At 55.3% G+C, this 19,084-nt stretch carries 17 protein-coding genes and 3 tRNA genes; 2 read left to right on the top strand and 18 right to left on the bottom strand.

The window, feature by feature from the left end; translation table 11 throughout:
• Positions 1–51: 51 nt before the first annotated feature.
• Entirely contained in the window at positions 52–1,191 is a 1,140-nt protein-coding gene (purM, locus tag G7Y41_RS09080; RefSeq protein ID WP_165316345.1) for a phosphoribosylformylglycinamidine cyclo-ligase, read from the top strand.
• A gap of 344 nt (positions 1,192–1,535) precedes the next feature.
• Here the strand turns inward: purM and G7Y41_RS09075 are convergent, their stop codons facing one another.
• From G7Y41_RS09075 to G7Y41_RS09045, 7 genes are all read right to left on the bottom strand, one after another.
• Positions 1,536–1,784 carry a DUF3073 domain-containing protein gene (locus G7Y41_RS09075; RefSeq protein WP_165216668.1) on the bottom strand — a complete coding sequence of 83 codons (249 nt, stop codon included), beginning with the start codon at positions 1,782–1,784 and terminating at the stop codon, positions 1,536–1,538.
• Positions 1,785–2,183: 399 nt separating this feature from the next.
• Entirely contained in the window at positions 2,184–2,510 is a 327-nt protein-coding gene (locus tag G7Y41_RS09070) for a DUF3618 domain-containing protein (RefSeq protein WP_165216666.1), read from the bottom strand.
• A gap of 2 nt (positions 2,511–2,512) precedes the next feature.
• Entirely contained in the window at positions 2,513–2,986 is a 474-nt protein-coding gene (locus tag G7Y41_RS09065; protein WP_165216664.1) for a phage holin family protein, read from the bottom strand.
• A gap of 152 nt (positions 2,987–3,138) precedes the next feature.
• Positions 3,139–4,278, bottom strand: coding sequence for an ATP-binding cassette domain-containing protein (locus G7Y41_RS09060; protein ID WP_165316344.1), 1,140 nt, complete (start codon positions 4,276–4,278; stop codon positions 3,139–3,141).
• A gap of 254 nt (positions 4,279–4,532) precedes the next feature.
• Positions 4,533–4,784: a hypothetical protein gene (locus G7Y41_RS09055; protein WP_165316343.1), complete on the bottom strand. Its 252-nt coding sequence runs from the start codon at positions 4,782–4,784 to the stop codon at positions 4,533–4,535.
• Entirely contained in the window at positions 4,781–5,374 is a 594-nt protein-coding gene (locus tag G7Y41_RS09050; RefSeq protein WP_165316342.1) for a hypothetical protein, read from the bottom strand. Before G7Y41_RS09050 ends, G7Y41_RS09055 begins: the two co-directional genes overlap by 4 nt.
• A 319-nt stretch (positions 5,375–5,693) precedes the next feature.
• On the bottom strand, positions 5,694–10,925 hold the full coding sequence (locus tag G7Y41_RS09045) for a DEAD/DEAH box helicase (protein ID WP_165316341.1): 5,232 nt from the start codon (positions 10,923–10,925) through the stop codon (positions 5,694–5,696).
• A gap of 159 nt (positions 10,926–11,084) precedes the next feature.
• Here G7Y41_RS09045 and G7Y41_RS09040 point away from each other — a divergent pair, with 159 nt between their 5' ends.
• The gene (locus G7Y41_RS09040) at positions 11,085–11,258 is read left to right on the top strand and encodes a hypothetical protein (protein WP_165316340.1); all 174 of its coding nucleotides are present in this window, start codon (positions 11,085–11,087) and stop codon (positions 11,256–11,258) included.
• Between the two features lie 14 nt (positions 11,259–11,272).
• Here G7Y41_RS09040 and G7Y41_RS09035 read toward each other — a convergent pair whose 3' ends face one another.
• The 11 genes from G7Y41_RS09035 to G7Y41_RS08985 all read right to left on the bottom strand — a co-directional run bounded on the left by G7Y41_RS09035 (position 11,273) and on the right by G7Y41_RS08985 (position 18,907).
• Positions 11,273–11,791 (bottom strand): hypothetical protein, encoded by a 519-nt coding sequence (locus G7Y41_RS09035; RefSeq protein WP_165316339.1) that lies wholly within the window; start codon positions 11,789–11,791, stop codon positions 11,273–11,275.
• The gene (locus tag G7Y41_RS09030) at positions 11,788–12,114 is read right to left on the bottom strand and encodes a hypothetical protein (RefSeq protein WP_165316338.1); all 327 of its coding nucleotides are present in this window, start codon (positions 12,112–12,114) and stop codon (positions 11,788–11,790) included. The genes G7Y41_RS09035 and G7Y41_RS09030 overlap by 4 nt, the downstream gene beginning before the upstream one ends.
• Entirely contained in the window at positions 12,089–13,519 is a 1,431-nt protein-coding gene (locus G7Y41_RS09025; protein ID WP_165316337.1) for a hypothetical protein, read from the bottom strand. The genes G7Y41_RS09030 and G7Y41_RS09025 overlap by 26 nt, the downstream gene beginning before the upstream one ends.
• A gap of 16 nt (positions 13,520–13,535) precedes the next feature.
• Entirely contained in the window at positions 13,536–14,261 is a 726-nt protein-coding gene (locus G7Y41_RS09020) for an ATP-binding cassette domain-containing protein (RefSeq protein WP_196819502.1), read from the bottom strand.
• Positions 14,262–15,131: 870 nt separating this feature from the next.
• Positions 15,132–16,055, bottom strand: a complete 924-nt coding sequence (locus G7Y41_RS09015; protein WP_165316336.1) for an ABC transporter substrate-binding protein — start codon at positions 16,053–16,055, stop codon at positions 15,132–15,134.
• Between the two features lie 45 nt (positions 16,056–16,100).
• Entirely contained in the window at positions 16,101–16,877 is a 777-nt protein-coding gene (locus tag G7Y41_RS09010; RefSeq protein WP_165316335.1) for an ABC transporter permease, read from the bottom strand.
• Complete coding sequence (locus G7Y41_RS09005; RefSeq protein ID WP_165216651.1) at positions 16,874–17,518, bottom strand: ABC transporter permease; 645 nt, start codon at positions 17,516–17,518, stop codon at positions 16,874–16,876. Before G7Y41_RS09005 ends, G7Y41_RS09010 begins: the two co-directional genes overlap by 4 nt.
• Positions 17,515–18,324 carry an ABC transporter ATP-binding protein gene (locus G7Y41_RS09000; protein ID WP_165316334.1) on the bottom strand — a complete coding sequence of 270 codons (810 nt, stop codon included), beginning with the start codon at positions 18,322–18,324 and terminating at the stop codon, positions 17,515–17,517. The genes G7Y41_RS09005 and G7Y41_RS09000 overlap by 4 nt, the downstream gene beginning before the upstream one ends.
• A gap of 274 nt (positions 18,325–18,598) precedes the next feature.
• Positions 18,599–18,674: transfer RNA gene (locus G7Y41_RS08995), tRNA-Phe, on the bottom strand.
• A 27-nt stretch (positions 18,675–18,701) separates the two neighbouring features.
• Positions 18,702–18,775 (bottom strand) — tRNA-Asp (locus G7Y41_RS08990).
• A gap of 59 nt (positions 18,776–18,834) precedes the next feature.
• Positions 18,835–18,907: transfer RNA gene (locus tag G7Y41_RS08985), tRNA-Glu, on the bottom strand.
• Positions 18,908–19,084 lie beyond the last annotated feature (177 nt).

Raw genomic sequence — 19,084 nt, 5'->3', positions numbered from 1 at the left:
ACCCGACATTCCGTTCACTACCCGATCCGACACCCGCCCAAAGGAGCACCCATGAGCGACACGACCCCCCTCGACTACGCGTCGGCAGGAGTAGACACAGCGGCAGGTGATCGGGCTGTTGAACTCATGAAGTCCGCGGTGGCCCGCACGCACGACGCCACCGTTATCGGAGCGACCGGCGGATTCGCCGGAATTGTTGATGCCTCGGCGATGCGTGGGATGAGTCAACCGATGCTCGCGACCTCCACCGACGGTGTGGGAACGAAAATCGCAATCGCTCAGGCGATGGATATTCACGACACCATTGGTCAGGACCTCGTGGGAATGGTTGTTGATGACATCGTCGTCATTGGTGCTCGCCCGGTCCTCATGACTGACTACATTGCGTGCGGACACGTTGTTCCCGAAAAGATCGCGTCCATCGTCACGGGTATCGCCCGCGCCTGTGAGGCCACGGGGACCCCGCTCATCGGCGGTGAAACGGCGGAACACCCCGGTGTCATGGAAGCAGATGACTACGACATCGCAGGTGCCGCCACGGGCGTTGTTGACGCGCCGTATGTTCTGGGGCCTGAGCGTGTTCGCGACGGAGACGTTGTCATTGCGATGGCCTCTTCCGGGCTGCACTCTAACGGTTATTCGCTGGTGCGTTCCGTGGTTGCGCGCACCGGCCTGGGATTGGATGCGCACGTTGATTCCTTCGGGCGAACGCTGGGTGAAGAACTTCTTGAGCCGACGCGCCTGTACACCAAGCTCTGCCTTGACCTCATCGAGGAATTCGGAGTCGAGGCCGGGGCGACCGGTATCCACGCTTACTCGCATGTCACTGGCGGAGGCCTGGGGGCTAACCTTTCTCGGGTGCTTCCCCTGGGATTGACGGCAACTGCCGATCGGTCCTCGTGGATCGTGCCTCCCGTATTCGATTGGGTGCGTCGAGGTGGAGACATCACGTGGGAGGCTCTTGAAGATTCTCTGAACCTGGGGGTTGGCATGGTTGCCGTTGTGGGAGCTGAATCAGCGGATGCCGTGATCGCCTCAGTGAAGAAAGCCGGTGTTGACGCCTGGGAGCTGGGGACGATTCGTTCAACTGCTGCGCTTGAGGCTGGCTCGGTGGATGGTCGTCTGATCAGTGGAACTAAGGGAGTGCAGGCCGGTGGTGTCCTACTGCACGGGGAGTACCGGATCGGCTGATCGCTCAGGCGCTTTGGGGTGGACCATACCCGAGCACGCCTGTGGCGATGAGCGCGGCGCAGCCAGGCTATTCTCAGTTCGCCTCGTGCGGACGCTGCCCCTCAAGCGCGCTAGGTGGACTACCCTAAGTCGCCCGACGGCATAAGCGGCGTGCCCACCAGGGGCAGGCGCTAGGTGGACGCAGACACCGCCGCTTTCGCGGGGTAGTCCTGGCATCACTGTTCCACGTTCCGTTCCGTCGCATGGTTCCACCGCATGCGCGACAAAATGAGCATGCGAAATCAACCGCGGTGGCACGCGGATGAATACGGGTGGGAGGCGACGGAACGATCCGTCACCTCAGGTTACTTCGACCCAGTCCAGAACTCTTCGTCGAGGATGACGTCGCTGTCGTCGTCATCCTCTTCGGCGAAGTCCGCGTACTTGGCGTAGAGATCCTCTTCCGCGTCGTCTTCGTCGTCACTGTATTCGGGGGATTGAGTGCTGGCTCCGGCGAGTTCACGCTGAAGCGCGTCCAAGTCCGTATCAGGGCTGAAATACTTCAGCTTACGGGCAACCTTCGTCTGCTTAGCCTTTTGACGGCCGCGCCCCATGGCGTCGACCCCCTCCGCGTTCTTCGGGTCCGCTCAAAGGCGGTGCCCTGGGTTTTCAAGATGTGTCGTGGGACCATCATACCTAATTGGTGCGGGTCGCTGTTCACCCAACCATATGACGAGGCGATTTCAGGTGATCCCGTGACGTGGCGTGCGCGAGATTTCTCGCGTGAACACGCGAAAGATACGTCAATGTGAATCACATGACCCCGGTGATCGTGGACGCAATCGGGCTCGGATGAAACGGCCGGATCAGTGAGGCCACACCGGGCATCGGAGCGCGCAGCGGACCACAAGTGACGAGGTCATGAGACCCCGCCCCGAGGCTCTGATTCCTGGCGTGAACGTCAAAGACGTGCCCGCTTCGTACCTCTCCGCCCGGCGCTTGGATCCCTGAGGTCAGTGACGACGTAGACGCCTCAAAACGATCAGTGCGATGACGGTTGTCACACCGAGTGCAACCGCCCCGACTTTGACCAGAGCATCGGTGTCGCCTGCGCGAGCGTCCTTAACGGTTCGCTGAACGGTCTCTGTGATTTCTTTGCCTTTGGACATTGCTGCGTCCTTCGTTTGAGCGGCGATGTACTGGGGCTGAACCCGAGCGTAGAGTTCATTCACCGTCTTCGACATTTCTGCGCGTGTGGCGGCGAGTTCGGCCTGGATCTGTTCTTCCGTGCGATCGGCGACGTGAGCGTTCCAATCGTTGCTGGCTTTGTTCTGAGCCATTGTTACTTTTCCAGTCCTTTCTTCACTGCGTCGACGCTCTTTTCAATACCAGCCTTTGGGTTGGGCTGGTGTTTCTTGCTTTCCTTGAGTGATTTCACGCCAAGAAGAGCGAGGATGAGGATGATGACGAGGATGATTCCGGTGACGATGAGCGCCGCAGCCCATTGGGGAAGGGCAACCGCAATAGCCACCTCAATCGTGTGGAACACCCATCCGAGCAGGTAGAGCGCGAAAACGGCGGCACCTGCGAGTAAACCGCCACCGATACCGATGCTGGTGACTTTCGCCTTGAGTTTGAGCTTTGTCAGCTCGATTTCCCCGTTGACCAGCGTTGAGATCTGGTGAGACAGGGAGGCAACGAGGTCACCGAAGGACTGCGGTTTCTCGATGACGGGTTCGGTCGAAATCTGGGTCGCCGGGCGATGAGCGGAGGTGTGCTCACCATTGGGCGCGGCGGGAGAAGACGGTGAAGTCATCGAGTGCGCTCACTTCCAAGTCGGATAGGGATAGGACATTCTTGCGTTCGTCCCAGTTTCTCACGTTGTGGCATCATCTGCATTGGAGTGGGGAAAAATTTTTGTGTTGACGCCCTGATCCTTACGAGGTGGAGGGTCAATTCCTGATGATGTTACTCGTCAGGCATGACGGAACCGGGGAGGTCGGAAAGGATCCTTCGCGCCTGATCGACCAGGTGATCCACGGGGTCGCCTGTTGGATTCGGCTGCTCGTCCTCGTTAATTGGAGGAACCTGGGGGGCGAGGACGGACCCGTCGACGGGACTTAGAGGCTCTTCGGGGCTGGGAACGAACTCAGAGACTTTTGTGAAGTGGAAGGGACGGTCCTTGGTAGCCGGTTCATCAACGGGATCTGACGGCGTTGTTTCTGCGAGGTGTTCTTCCTGCGTGTCGATGCCCGTTTCAGGGGAATCGGTGGGAGATGACGCTTGGGGAATGGGACCGAGGAAGGTTGTCGGATCGGCGGGGATCTCATCGAGCAGGGCGGTGAACACCGCGATATCCGGCGGGGCAACGTCGGCATAAATGTGGCCGTTGAGCAGGAGGATCGCCCGGTGAGCCCGATCAAAGTCAGCCAGCTGTCGCGTTGAGACAACGACCGTTGCGCCCCGGCGTGCCACGGCGAGGAGCATATCGATGAGGGCGCGTCGCTCCTCGCACGACAGTGGGTCAAAGGCTGTCCAGTCGATGAGGAAGATGTCTGAACTCAGTGCCAGGCCGCGGGCGATGTGCATGCTGACTCGCTGACCCTGAGTGAGCGCGAGGGGGTGGGTGTCGAGGTGATCGCGAAGACCGGTGAGTGACCACGCGTCCGACACGGCGTCGAGGTCGGCAGCAATACCAGCCGACATCAACGCCGAATAGGTGTTCTGACTGACGGTGAGCGCAGCATCAACGGGGGTGGACTCCAGGATCAGAGTGATCGCACCGGTACGCCCGGACTTGCGTTGTGGGCGTGGAGGCTTCGAGAATTGGACATCTCCGGATTCCGGCGTGGTCAGCCCGGTGATCGTGTTGAAAAGTGCGCGGGCATGTGTTCCCGTCTGATCAACGAGGACGGTGACAGTCCCCCTGCGGAAACCCCGTGTCACCTGAGACAAGACCTGTGCGCGCGTGTTCGTGTCCGCGCAGGTGACATCCCGCATCCACAAGCGAACTTCACCTCCTGGGCCGGGGGCTGAAAAGGCGCGCTTCGACTTCCACCAGGGTTTCTTCTGCGCCAGTGGATCAGCGGATGCGGGGGAGAGCGTCATGCCTCCATTGTTTCAGGAACTGGGCTGTTTTGGTCAACGTCTGTGTTGACGAGGGCGAAGTCGTCATACGAAAGCTGAATATGGCGCTGAATTGGCTGATTCGAGTGGTGAGGAGGCTTACACCTGTGCGGCTCGAGATCCGCGAACTCGTCTCTGGAACCCCGTGTGTCTGGAACCCTGTGTGCTCACAACCGGGGATGACACCGCTCGAGGTAAGCGCGTGAAAACCCCAAACCCAATAAATTGAGAGCGAATTACTTCTTCTTGTCCTTGCCGAATCGTTCTCTTAGTTTGACGACGATGATTGTTGCAAGCAGTGTAAGTAATCCGAATAAGTATGAAAAGACAAACTCCTTTGGAACTCCGGAACCTCCCTGGAATAACCATTCCGTACCTGCCAAACATAACGCCAATGGAAGCGGCACCAGCAGGAGAATGGCAACCGTTACAATCAAAGCGCGAACATTGCTCGGTTCTTTTTGCTTCCCTCGTGGCACGTTGTTCACCAGATTTCCTTCACGCCACATTTTGCGACTAGCCAAGCAATCTGTCCTGGTAAGCCACCAGGCAGGACTTTCGCAGCAATCTTTTTAATAATAATCTGAGCGGCCTTTTTCCCAAGATATTTATTGAGATTACGGAATATGATGGATGATGCGACTTTCCACTGCCGTGACTTGAGTGCATTTCGTACTTCATGATTAAAAGCGCGCTTGAGAATATCAATCCCAAAACTCGCAGCTAGACCATTTCCTACGCAGCTAGCGAAGGTGCTCCAGCTCTGTGGCGTAATTTCGCCAGGTGAGGGATTGCTAACTACTAGTTCTTGGTAGAATCCTTTTTCGCCTTGCTCCTTAAATCCTTCACTTATCTGATTTAATAGATAAACGGTTTCGGGGTCAGAAGTACCATACAATTGTATATCTGCTGGCGAAGGAGTAGGAAAGGTTTCAGCACTCTTCGCAACAATCGGATGTCCTTCTTCGGCAATACTTGCGCTTGCTGAAGCAACTCCAACGCTGGCAAACATGAGCGATAGCGCAGTGCTTCCCGCGATTGTGCCACGAGAAATATGCGTCAGAATAGTTGAGTTCATGAATCTTACCCCCATTGGTCTCATTGAGAGATGAGGATACCGGCTAAGCGTTATAAAGAAAAGGTCGATCTCATAGACTGGGATCTATTCATTGAGGAATGACGGGACAAAACTGGGATAGGTGGTGTGTATGCACACGCGGCACGTCCGCCTCGATGAATGAGAAATGGGCTGTTGGGCGGACGACGACGCTTCGTGTTGGGGCGATCGCTGGAACTTGAGGCGTCAGCTCGCTGATGCTGCGGGAATTGAAGGCAGCCAGAGCTAAGTCATCGTGAGATGCCCGGGTGGATCACTTGCCCAGATCAACTACAGAGCGTCAGTGCTTATCCACGCTAGGGCGATCGGTCTCCTCGATGATGAGCTCGGGTAGTGCCTGAGTGAGTTCGGTGGTCCGCAAGGACACCGTAACGAGGCTCTTGATGAGGTCCGCTAAATAATGCGGGTTGTCGACCTCTCGGAAGTAGTCGTTCGGATCGTTGCGGATCTGCGATTTCTTGTCGACGGTTACCTTGTAGCGGTCGATGACCCATTCGAGCGGTGACCGCCCGCCCACCTGGTAGTCGTTGACGCTCGCGGGAATGCCGCTGAAGGTGAGGAACTCGTTGTACACGAAGCGCGTCGGGTCGACCTTGGTCTTCCACTTTGGTTTCTCTACGCGGTAGCGCGCCCACTCGTCCTCGGGAGCGTCGACAGACCATTCCTCGCTCAGAGGGTAGGGTTCGACGGTCTCGTAGTTGACGTGCAGCGCGGCCAGTTCGCGGCCGATATTGGCAAATTCCCAGAACCCGGGGACGCGGGGGATTCGCGGGAGCATCTTCTTCAGGTCGGCCTCGTAACGCTCGCGGTAGGAGGGGTGGTGGAGCAGTGCGTACACGTAGAAGAAGATGTCTTCCTTGGTGATCTCTTCTCCCGCTGGGGTCGGTTCGTCCGCGTAGTGCGCGCGGTACGCCAGTAGAGTTGCGTCGGTGATATTGTCGCGCCGCCGGTAACCGTTGAGAATTTCGGGGATTTGGTCCGCGATGGGTTGGTTGAAATCGAAAGCGGGTGGGGTTGCGTTCTTCTCATTGACGAGGACGGAGTCGCCCTCATCTGCCTGTTCCATGACGGAAAGAATGTCGAGCGCATGCTGGCTTCCTGAAGCATTGGAATCTGAGGTAGTTGCGGTTCCTGGAATATCGCCGATCTTCAGTGCTTTTGCGAGCTCGGAGCCGTCATTGATTTTCTCCCATGTGTAGAGGGGGAAACACTGTGCATCCCCATTGAGATGCAGGTCTGGTAGGACGTCAACCATCAGGGGCATGAATGGTTTACTTCCCGCCAATGAAGAGGTGATTGCGAGATTCGGATGCTGCTCAGTTGGGAAGATATGCGGAAGCTGGTAGACGCGATTATTGAGAGGTTGGTCGAAGTAAGTTGTATGGCGGGTGAAAGGACGGTAGAGCGAAAGGCGAGTCCCCTGTGGAACAAACGAATGATGTCTCCGTTTCTTCAGATCTGCATAGAGCTTGTCGTTCCATGAAATGCGAGTACTGTCCGTTGAAGCGGAATCTCGCGTGTGCCCCGCCTCGACTTCGGCGTTGTAGTTCGCGATCATCCGTTGCATATTCTCCATGACATCGTCGTGGGAGAAGTTATAGCACCATGCGTCGCGAGAGGTCTCGAGTCCCCTTGAGAATTGAATAAAAATCGTTGGAGTCTGACTCTTTCCCTTTGTTGTTTTGTCGGCAATCGCCTGGAATGTTGCAAATGACTCGTCGCGCTGACTCAACCAGTCCCCATGCTCGTTGGGTGTGAGTAGCCGGAATGATGTTTCCGATATACTGCGCGCGGTTTCGAGCTCACGAAGTTTGTCCTCTCGCGTAAGGTAGTCGTCGACCTCCGCGTAGTGAATGCGCGCGGGTCCTTCGTGCGTTGGATCTTTAATGAGGAGGGTAATCGCAATTCCTGTTCGCGCCCCTTCCGCAAAGACTCCTCCTCCCTCTTGTTTTCGCCGTTTACCCTGGGTGCGTGCGTTCCCTTTAAGGTTGAGCAGATAAATGTCACTGAACTCATCTTGGAAGGTCAGACGCACTCCGTCGGCGGCATTTCCATCAAGGAACGAGTTATTCGAGACGAAGGCGATGATCCCCTCATCACCGATGCGTTCGGTTGCCCAGCGCAGTGCGCGGAAATACGAGTCGTAGAGCGAGTTCTTGTTTATCCCCGATGATCGAGCAACGTAGGTCTGCTCGATCATCGTGTCCAGGTGTGGATATTTGAGGTTCTGATTGTTGTCATTCGCCGAGCGCTGCCCCGCGGAATACGGCGGATTCATAATAATGACGCGAATGTTCGCCTGACGTTGACGCTGAAGGCGTTCAATGTTCTCTGCAAAGTCGAAGCCAACACCCGGAATAACATCGCGGTCCTCGGTGAGCTGGAATGTGTCTGTCAGGCTGATACCTGTGAATTCCACGTACTCGTCGGAATATCCCTGTGCTAAACGGATCTGGCGGTACACGGCCTCGATGTTGATCGAGGCGATGTAGTAGGAGAGCAGAACGATCTCGTTACCGAAGATCTCGTTGCGATACTTGTGCTCCAACTGCTCAGGAGGAATGATCCCAGAGGAGAGCAAACGGGAAATAAAGGTACCTGTGCCTAGGAAGGGTTCGAGCAGTTCAACACCCGGGTCACCCAGGGTCTTACCAAAGTGCTTTTTCAATGCGTCGTTTGCTGAGTGGAGAATGTAGTCAACCACTTCAACCGGAGTGAAGACGATCCCTAGACGGCTGGCCATATCAGGGAAAGCCTTGGCGAAGAATTTGTCATAGAGCGTGACCATGATCTGCTGACGCCCTGCAATCGAATCGATCTGCCGGATCCGGTTGACCATCGTCGTGTAGAAAGCTTCCAGAGGCTGGCGTTCACGGACAAACATCTCATTCGATCCGATGACATCCAATACCGCCTGCATTGCACGCGACACGGGGTTCTTTGCGGTGAACTGTTGGTCGTCAAACATCGCGTCAAAGAGCGGCTTCGTGATGATGTGCTGGGCGAGCATCTCAACGGCCTGAGCACCGTCAATCGACGGGTTAAGGATCTGTCGCAACGACCGGACGAAGCGATCGAAGACGTCCTGGTGCACGGGATCTTCAAGCAGACGGTCGATGAGGGCAATGTACCGGGTGGCGATGTCTGCAATATCCTTCGACCAATCGTCCCAGTAGAGCCGATCACCGACATTTTTAACGATTTTCGAATAGAGAGCGTCTTTCCACTCGATGGGAGAGAAGATGAACTGCCCCTGAATCGGCTGGGGCTGCAACGGATCGGTCGGGTTTTTGCTGGTCGGGTCGTCATGGTCATGCGCTTCACCACTGAAGTGATCCTCGGCGGGCTTCTTCGATGAGAAATCAGCAATGTCAACAACGATGGACGAGGGATCCGAGGTGTTGTACTGGATTGAATTGACTGTTGCGTCGATGCGGTCATCGTGTGCGCGTAGGGCCTGAAGGACTTGCCAGATCACCCGGTACCGTTCATTGTCGGCCAGGGCATTCTCCGGTGGAATACCTGCCGGAATAGCGATCGGCAAAATAACGTAGCCGAACTCCTTACCCGGAGCCTTGCGCATGACACGGCCGACGGCCTGAATGACATCGACCTGAGACTTGCGGGGATTAAGGAAAATCACCGCGTCGAGGGAGGGAACATCAACTCCTTCAGACAGACAGCGGGCGTTGGTCAGGATGCGACAAATAGGCGCTGGGGGGGGGGTGACTTCTTCCTCTTTGAGCCAATCCAGGCGCTCACCACGGACGATGGCGTTCATTCCTCCGTCAACGTGATAGGCCTCGATACCCAAGTTGTCCGAATCCTCGTCGTTCGACAGGTCCTGAAGATGCGTACGCACAAGGTCAGGGAACTCGCTTGCCACCCACTTCGACGTCTTGATGTCCTTCGCGAACGCGACGGCGCGACGCATCGGGGTTAGATCGTCACCATAGGACACATCGAAGCTGCCGTTCTTGCGTTTCGCCAGTGCATTCCAGACGCCCGCAAGCTTCGCCAGTTCTGGCAGGTTGAGCTCGCCACCTTGAGCAATTTGGTCCTGATAGATCCCCGAGATCTGGTCTTCGGGAACCGCCAGAACAACGACCTTATAGTCGGTGAGAAGGCCCAACGATACCGCCTGACCGAAACCCAACTTGTGAAAGACCGGACCGTACACGGCCTCGTCATCCATCGACGTGAGGATCGCGTCATGTTCCTTTGCAGCAGCCTTGACCTCGGACTTAAAGAGGCGAGGAGTTGCTGTCATATACAGCCTGCGGTCCGCGCGAATCAGGTCGTTGTTGTGAATCTTCGTGAAAGACGACTCGTCCTCGCCACTGATCTTTACGCCCGTCGTGCGATGTGCCTCATCGCAGATCACCAGGTCGAAGTCTGTCCACGTGTCTCCGGCGATCTGCTGGGCTTCGATGAGTGTGTCGATCGACTGGTAGGTTGCGAAAACAACGTGCAACCCCTCCGAACTATCGGCCGCAGCGAGAGAGCGAGCAAGCTTACCCGGATCTGTTGTCGGGGGAATCTTCAAGTCAGTAACGGAAATATCCGCGATGTCATCCTGGCTGGCGCGCCTGCGATTGACTTTAATGTCGGAGCACACACTCCACGCGTGGAAATCTATGGAGCATTCCGCCGCCCATTCACCCAGGGTTTGGGACATCAATGCAAGTGACGGAACCATAAACAGAACCTGAGCGTGTCCGTCTTGCTCGTCTGCCAGGCGTTCCGCGATCTTCAGTGATGTAAAGGTTTTCCCGGTGCCGCAGGCCATAACCAGTGTTCCACGGTCGTGAGTCTCGAATCCTGCGAAGACATCGTCAATCGCGGCGCGCTGGTGCGAGCGCAGTTGCTTGCGTTCAAGCATCTCCGGTGCACAGTCCGGTGCCTGGAATGAATACGTCGCCCAGTCAATATCGGAATTGCGGAAATCCGTCAGGCCGATCGTCTGAACGGGGATCTGCTGATCTTCGATTGCGTTACGGGCGTTCGATGACCACTCCTCGCCCGTTGTTTCAATGATGATCCGTCCAACATAGCCACTCTTGCCTGACTCAGAGAGGAAAGAGTCAATGTCACTCTTCTGAATTCGGTGCCCGGGCGCGTAGAACTTACATTGGATGGCGACGGCCTGGTCTTCGGCTTCACTACCGTCGGGGTTCCTCAGTGTTGCGACCAAATCGATGCCAGTATCCGGCAATCCTCGGTTCCCTGGCCAATCTCGCCACAGGTAGACCCTGGCGAACTCCCGACGCATCTGCGCGTCGCCCAGCAGATACTGGCGAGTCAGCTGCTCGAAGAGATTCCCTTTCATCCGTTCCGAATCGGACAGGTCACGGTATTGCTGAAGCAGATCGTCGAAGGCGAGCGCGGATTGAACCTTTGTTCGTCCTGCGTCAAGCGCATCAACCGTTTCCGCCTTATGAGCGGGTTCCTGGGAGGATGAATCTTCAGCAGCCGAGAGCGTCATCGCAGCGGCTTCACGAGGGTCAGACATGGATCCATTGTGCATGGTTTGAGCAGCCGCGTGTGCCTGTTGTCCATACGGTCGGCGCATCCAAAAAGAAGTGACAGCTCATCCGCGCAGTTAGAGCAACGCATTGCGGCGGTCAGGTGAGGAGCCTCGTCCTCGTAGATCCCAAAGAGGCTGCGCCTTATGAGTCCTGAGCAAGCGCATCAAGCCCAGGCAACCCCGCAGCCCGGCAGCGCCGAATATCCAGGCCCCGCTCACATCCCCTGTGCGGCCAGCCAGTCCTTGGCGATTGTTCCCGCAGACAACTGCTCGCTGATGCTGCGGGAATTGAAGGCAGCCAGAGCTAAGCCATCGTGAGATGGCTGGGTGGATCACTTGCCCAGATCAACTACAGAGCGCCAGTGTCTGATCCCGAAGATCGCCGCTTTGCCGTCTCCAAATAAAGGAAGCAAATTAAATAAGTGGATGACGTACCACCCAAGCAAGTCGAAATTCGGAAGCGTTAAGTGCATCAACACTCCGAATAAAGCTGCGCTCATTGGACCGCCTACTGCTGTAAGGAAAATACCGCGCCCAGTACTACTCCCGACGGCATGAAGTGAAAACCGTGCGAAGGTTGACTCGATGCGAATACACTGAAGACTGTGCATCGTTACAGACATAAAGATTGCATGGGCTGTTTCATGTATGAGGAACCCTGCCACAAGACCGAGATAAAGGTGTTTTGTAAAAGCGACACCTAAATCCGATATCATGGTGTTGTGCCAATACATAGGTGTGGCAAGCATTCCTCCTGAAATGAGTGCACCCCCTACCAAAAGGAAAGTGTAAGCTTTCAGGAATCCATAGAGCACATGTCTCACGTTACTCCATACCATCGATGCTTTCACTCGACTGTATTCGCCGCACGTTGTTCCAAGAATCTCTTCCTGTCGTGTAATGCTGATAAAATAGTGAAGAATACATTGGATACGATAAATATCGCGAGGAAGACTAAAGTAAGTGTCCACGTGTTCTCGACACCAACACCGACCATGACAGATCCTGTCTGGGTTTCGTGGGCGTCGAAGAACAAGCTCCCGAAAAGTCCTACATGATGACCCATTTCTTTGCCTTTCGTAAACATTAAGGCAATGACTGTCGCCGCTGAAAGGGCGGCAGTGGCGATGAACGCTAAAGTCAGTGATTTAAGAACGTGCTTGAAGATCTGCATAGTATTCTCTCCTTTGTGTTGAACCAATACCCAGCACTGAGTAAAATATACATATTCCGCTAATGGCTATCCATAGGAAAATCGTCATAGTGTCAGGAATTTGCCAAATTAAAATGGTAAAAGCAATTAAGAGTATAATCGCTAGGGCGCTCATCATCCCGATTAAGACGGAAAATGGGTGATGTTTTTCTGCTGGAAAGAAGATACTGATTGCGAGGGCCGCAACAAGTGTAACTAAGCAAATGAAGATTGTCCTCCCTGCTTCTGCGAAGGTGAGTCCGTTGATTGCGCTCATGGCTAATACCGGAATGGCTATTGCTAATTCAGCTAAAATATAGGGTGCAGCGAGATAGATATACGATTGGGAGGGGCTTAATCGGTGTCGATACGTTTTGCGCAGGGCCTCGGTGGTGGGAATCGCATAGACTGCCTGGAGGGAGATGATCGCCAACCAGTAGGGAGGGTAGTATCCAGGTATCCCGAGTACGATCGCAGATAAGGCGATGACCAAGGCTGTTGCTAGTAGGAACTCTGCACTACGTACGACGGCTCTTAGATGAAAAGTGAAGAGACTGGCAGAATTTCCAAGCGGGATTCTGAAGAAGTATTTCCAGCGTGAGTGTTGGTTCGGTGCAACGAGGAGGATCATTAATATCGCAACCGATACCGAAACAAGAAGAGCTCCTGCCGCGGCCGGGAATCCAAGTCGGTCATAGATGAGGACATAAAGTCGGGAGTGTCCGTAGTAGGTGTGACCTTCATAGAATGCGTTGAGGAATTTGGTTGACTCACGTTGGGCGTATCCGTAAGCGCCAAAGAAGATGGCTCCGAATAAGCAGGGAATGAGAAAGCTGCGCCATCTCGCTATATGAAGAATCTGGAGTAATCTGTCAAAGCTAAGATAGAGAATGTCCAGTAAGAGGTAAAGAACCACTGCTTGGCCGATGATTCCTAGACAGATTTCAGAAAATATTCCGCTACCGCTATGTATTGTCACCGAAATTGTTAACGGGCCTGTCATTAATGCGACGCAGGATAATACGGTGATTGCTTCGAAGACTGTATACGCGAGGATTCGTTGTTTATTCGTCACCGGAAGTGTGTGGGTCAGTTCAATGAGCTTATCTGCCTTCATGAAGAGAACACGTATAACGATGAAAAATAGTAAGACCCATAGTCCTACAGTGAGGGAAATGCTTTGGGCGATGAGCGTTGTGGACTCGCTATCGATCACCATGCCGCTGACAACGATGAAGGTGAGTGCGCAGAATCCGGCGTAGGATGCTGCGATAGCTGCCAATAGAAGCACTTTGGAATATTTTGCTTGCATGGCGCTGTGCACAAACAGTCGACGACTGAAAAACAGGAATAGAAAGCGAACAAGCCTGAGTGTATTACCATTCACTGGGGTGATCCTGCCGCTAAGAGAGCTGGGCCTTGACGAAAGCATCTATAGAGCCATGTGCTTGCACTAGCGCTTGAGATTCTTCGTGGACGAGGATTTCTCCATGACTCATGAGAACGATGAAGTCCGCGATCCTTTCCAGCATCGAGAAGTCATGGGTGCACAGGAGTACACCATGATTTTTTCGGGCCATGTTACGGATATCAATCTCAAAGTTGATGAGAGCTTCAATGTCTATTCCGTTCGGAGTCTCATCGATCATCGTGAGCGGGCGTGAAACGAGCAAAGCAGCGATGAGTTGAACTTTCTTCCGCATCCCATGCGAGTAGTCCTCCATCAGATCATCCCAGCGATGCTCCATCTGGTAGCGACTGAAAAGTCGTTGAACCTCATGAACATCACATTCCATTCCATACATGTGATGGATGAACCGGAGATACTCTAGGCCTGTTAAGAATTCAGGTAGGTAGTCATTTGATGCAAGAAGAATTGATTGATTCTTCGCTTCCTTAGTGTTACTCGGTGCGCCACAGATGCTCACCTCTCCTGCTCGCGGTTTGAGAAGATCACCGGCCAAGCGTATGAGCGTTGACTTTCCCGATCCATTCGGTCCGATCAGACCGGTGATTTTCCCAAAACCGACGGAAAGTGAAAGATCCTTGATGACTTCATGCGCTTTCGTGTATCCAAAAGATAAGCCCTGTATGTTGAGCGCTTGTTCCTCGTTGCCCGTAGTCATCATTCCAGAATCTTCCACCGTAGTTACTTGCATTCAGCCCAGACCGAGACGTACCACTGTCCCCATTCCCATCTTCCGGTGAATCGCTTACCCTGGATGGTGACGCACCAGATGGCTAAAGCTGTTGCTACCACAAAAGCGATTGTGAGAAGAACGGCCATGAGGACTAAGAACCAGCCGTCGTACCTGAGCAGTAGGCCATCGAACCTATCAGTCACGTGTCGACTAGCTCTGACCATCGCCATATGTGCACGTATCAAACTCTCACTGACGAAGCCACCACTGTTCTGCGATTGTGCAAGCAACATGGTCTTTTCTTTCTCTCGCTTGCCTAGGCCCTAGGTGAGCCTTACCTCACAATATCTTGTGGGTAACTACGAGTCAATAGGTTTTCATTCTTTGTTCGCATGGATACGAACTCGCGGGAGCGTGTTGGCTGGTCAGCAACATTTTCGGATTGCTCGGTGGATTCGTCCTAGACGATATTGGTATGAAGAGTCCCGGCTTTGGCTCCGGTCATCTCTCGTAAAAGAGTGCAGACCGCGCCACAGAACTACAGCTCATCCGCGCAGTTAGAGCAACGCATTGCGGCGGTCAGGTGAGGCGCCTCGTCCTCGTTGATTCTGCAAAGTGGTGGAAGTTTGCTTCGCGTAAGACACTGCTTGGTCGAATATGTGACAACGTAACAATTCGCTGCTACGCAAACGTCTCAGAGCGAGCCAAAATTCGCCCGATTCGCGCCGAAACGTCACACTGAAAGAATTCGCTGTGACGTTCTCGTCCTGTAAAGGCCTCGTCCTCGTTCATCCCTGAGCAAGCGCATCAAGCCCAGGCAACCCCACAGCCTGGCAGCGCCGAATATCCAGGCCCCGCTCACATCCCCTGTGCAGCCAGCCAGTCCTTAGCGATTGTTCCCGCAGGCAACTGCTCGCTGATGCTGCGGGAATTCAGAGCAAGAAGTTCCTCGGAGGTCAGCTTCGCAGACACCGAATTGATGACGGCTGCGGCCTCGCTAGAAATTTTCATGGAAGCCAACGGCACCACGTGTGACGCGAGGAAGAGCCCCTTCGTGTCTTCCAGCGTAACCAGCTTGTTTGCGCTGATCGACGGGTCGGAGGAGTAGATAATCGCCAGCTGGATCTCATCGTCGGTGAGCGCTTTGACGGTCAGCGGGCCACCGGAGTCCTCAATCGGCGTGAACGACGCGGTGACCCCATACGTTTTCTTCAACCCTTTGGGACCGTTGGGACGGTTCTCTGCCTCGGAATTTGCACCCATGACCAGCGGTGTCGTCACCTGTGCCAGGTCAGCAATGCTCGTCAGATTCCACTGCTTGGCAAACTTCTGCGTCACGACGTAGGAATCCTGATCGGTCGCGGGAGCCTGATCCAACACGTACAGTCCCTCGGACGCGGTATTGACCAGAGCGTCATACACGTCGTCGCTGAGCGTTGCCGTTGCCGCGTCGTTCCAATACTTCAGTAACGGCCCGGTGTACTCGGGAAAGAGGTCGACGCGTCCGGCCTCAATCTCTGGCAGGTAAACTTCGCGCTGCCCGATGCGCATCTGCCGGTCAACGGTGAAACCGGCGTTTTCCAGGGCCTGCGCGTAGATTTCCGCGATGATTTCGTTGGAGTAGTAGTCCTGGGAGCCAACAACGATGGGTTGATTTGTCATTGACGAGGACGAGGCGTCTCCTTCTTCAGCAAGAGGATCCGCGCTGGCGCAGGCTGATAATGCGATGGCTGAGGTCACGCCGAGGGCGGTGAGCACAATCCGAGCGCTTCGACTGTTCATCTCTGTGATGTCCTTTCGCCTCATCATCCCACAGCGTGGGAACTTTCATGCCGGTGTAGGGGTGCCCGCCCGCGGGGGTTGCGTCTCTGCCTGCATGTGATCAGTGATGGCTGGGGCGTCCTCGTCAATTGAATGGCCCCTGCTGAGGTCCTTCGTGGGTGTACGAGGGTGAGCCCTGCGTTCGCCGAGTCGTTGAAGCTGGGAGAACACGATCTCCGCAATGATGGCAAGTGCGGTCACCAGGAGTGATCCGGCAAGCATCTGGGAATAGTCCCGGGTCTTCAGGCCAGCGAAAAGATAGCGCCCGAGGCCGAGGTTGGCGGTGTACGCGGCCAGCGTCGTTGTTGCGATAACTTGAACCGTTGCGTTACGGAGTCCACCGATGATCAAGGGACTGGCCAGTGGAATTTCAACGCGAGCGACAACTTGCAGGGGAGTGAATCCCATTGCTTGCGCGGCCTGAACAGTTGAATGGTCAACGGACTCAACCCCGGAGTAGGCACCGGCAAGAACGGAGGGAATCGCGAGAACCACAAGCGCAACAAGTGGAGCACCAACACCGATTCCCAGCCACAGGCCGACCAAGGTGAGCAGACCGAGAGTGGGCAGTGCCCGGGCGGCACCCGTCATCGCCCCGATCACTGAGCCCCCACGTTTGGTATGTCCAATGAGAATACCCAGTGGAATCGCCACGACGGAAGCAATGACAATGGCTGCGAAGCTCACGGCAATGTGTTCAGCGAGTCGCAGGGGAATGGACGAGTCACCAACCCAGTGCTGCGGATCAATGAGCCAGCCCCACGCATCAACGAGGAGATTCATCGCGCCCCTCCCGTCTGTGCCCACGGCGTGAGAACTTTGCCAATGAGAACGAGGATGCCGTCAACGACGAACGCCAGGAGCACGGTCAGGACGATCCCGGTGAGCACCTCTGCGAGGATCCCGCGTTGGAACCCATCGGTCAGGAGAGAGCCGAGGCTGTGAATCCCCACGAGTGAACCAATGGTCACCAGTCCGATCGTTGACATGGCAACAACTCTCAAACCGGAAATCATCACCGAAAGAGCGAGCGGGAGCTCAACTTTCCACAGGAGTGATCGACGTGAAAACCCCAGAGCTGTTGCCGCTGAGAGGACGGACTGATCCACGGACGCGAAGGCGTCGACCGCTGTCCGAACCATCAGGGATACACCGTAGATCGTCAGCGCAATAATCATCGTTGCGCCCGAGCGCAACCGGGTGCCAAAGAGGGATGGAACAATGATGAGCAAGGGCAACGAGGGAATCGCGTACAGCAGCGTTGTTGCCGATACCAGGGGACGACCGAGCCGAGGGTGACGATGGGCGAGCCGTCCGATTGGCACAGCGATAATCGCGCTGAAGACAATGGCAGGGAGGGCCAGAGCAAGATGCTGCACGAGCAGTGGAAGCGTCATTGGCCAGTTCAACGCCAGCCACTTCATCGGACAACCCCCAGCGGTCGGCCCGACGAGTCGTAGGCAATAGTCTGATTGTCGACCTGCTGCGTGGTAATTGTTCGGTCATTTGAGGACAATCCAACAAATTGTGAAACGAAGTCATTGGCGGGTCGAGTGAGGATCTGCTCGGGGGTATCCGCCTGCTCAATCTTCCCCCCGGAAGACAAAATGACGACGGTGTCGGCCAAACGGAAGGCCTCGTCAATGTCGTGTGTAACGAAAAGGATTGTTGTTCCTAGACGCTGATGAATTGCGAGAAGCTGATCTTGGAGTTCACGACGGACAATCGGATCAACTGCCCCGAAAGGCTCATCCATGAGCATGATGTTGGGCTGCGAAGCGAGTGCGCGCGCCACACCGACCCGTTGAACCTGCCCGCCGGACAGCTCACCCGGGTATCGCGTGGCGCATGAGGAATCCAAACCAACGAGTTCAAGCATGTCCATTCCGCGTTCGCGGGCTGCTTTCTTGGGCGTGCCTTTGAGACGAAGAACAGTGGTGATGTTGTCAAGAATGTTCCGGTGAGGAAGGAGCCCTCCCTGTTGCAACACGTACCCGATAGAGCGACGTAATTCGATGGGGTCGCGCGAGGCCACATCGTCCTCGTCAATGAGGATCCGACCGCTGGTGGGGGCGACCATGCGGTTGACCATCCGTAAGAGGGTCGTCTTCCCGGATCCCGAGGAGCCGACGAGGGCGACGAAGCCGTGGGAGGGCACAGTCAACGAGAAATCTTTGACCGCGACATTGCCGGTGGGATAGGTCTTGGACACTGACGAGAATTCGATCATTCGTCTGCTCCCATGTGTTGTCCGTCGTGCTGTCGTCGCCGAATAGTCAACGAACCCGCAGATCATCAAGGACAATCAGCAAAGAATCGTGTTCTTCCTGCGTTTAGTTCCTCAAAGCGTAAAACACCTGCGCCGTGGGTGCTCAGGGAACGAGGACGAACGCCATAAAAACCAACACGGATTGACCTATGGGCCTGCGGTCGTGGCCGAGTTTTCACTTGATGTGCGGAAACGGCCTGGATCAACTTTTTGTTGATTCCAAGCCGTTTGATACTGGTGGCTCCGACCGGCGTCGATCCGGTGACCTTTCGATTTTCAGTCGAACGCTCTACCAACTGAGCTACAGAGCCTTGACCGGACCTGACCGATCTGGTCGGCGACCCCGACGGGACTTGAACCCGCGACCTCCGCCGTGACAGGGCGGCGCGCTAACCAACTGCGCTACGGGGCCTTACAACAGGTAAGACCTATTGAATTATTTCCACGTTTCGACATCCGAACCGTGGAGCGTACCCCCAACGGGATTCGAACCCGTGTCGCCGCCGTGAAAGGGCGGTGTCCTAGGCCTCTAGACGATGGGGGCCAGTGCTTGGCCGCCTTACCGGCGTCCGAGGACGGATAAGAGCATATGCAATGTATGGGCTCAGATGCAAAACGATGAAGAGTGAGGCTGCTCACCGTTGACGATGTGGACAGGAAAACTGTTGGGATCGCTGCTGATGCGTGACCTGTGCCGCCGATCGCAGACGAGTCATGCATG

It is taken from the genome of Schaalia sp. ZJ405, from assembly GCF_011038885.2.
GTDB lineage: Bacteria > Actinomycetota > Actinomycetes > Actinomycetales > Actinomycetaceae > Pauljensenia.
This window is presented reverse-complemented; position numbering and strand designations above follow the sequence as displayed.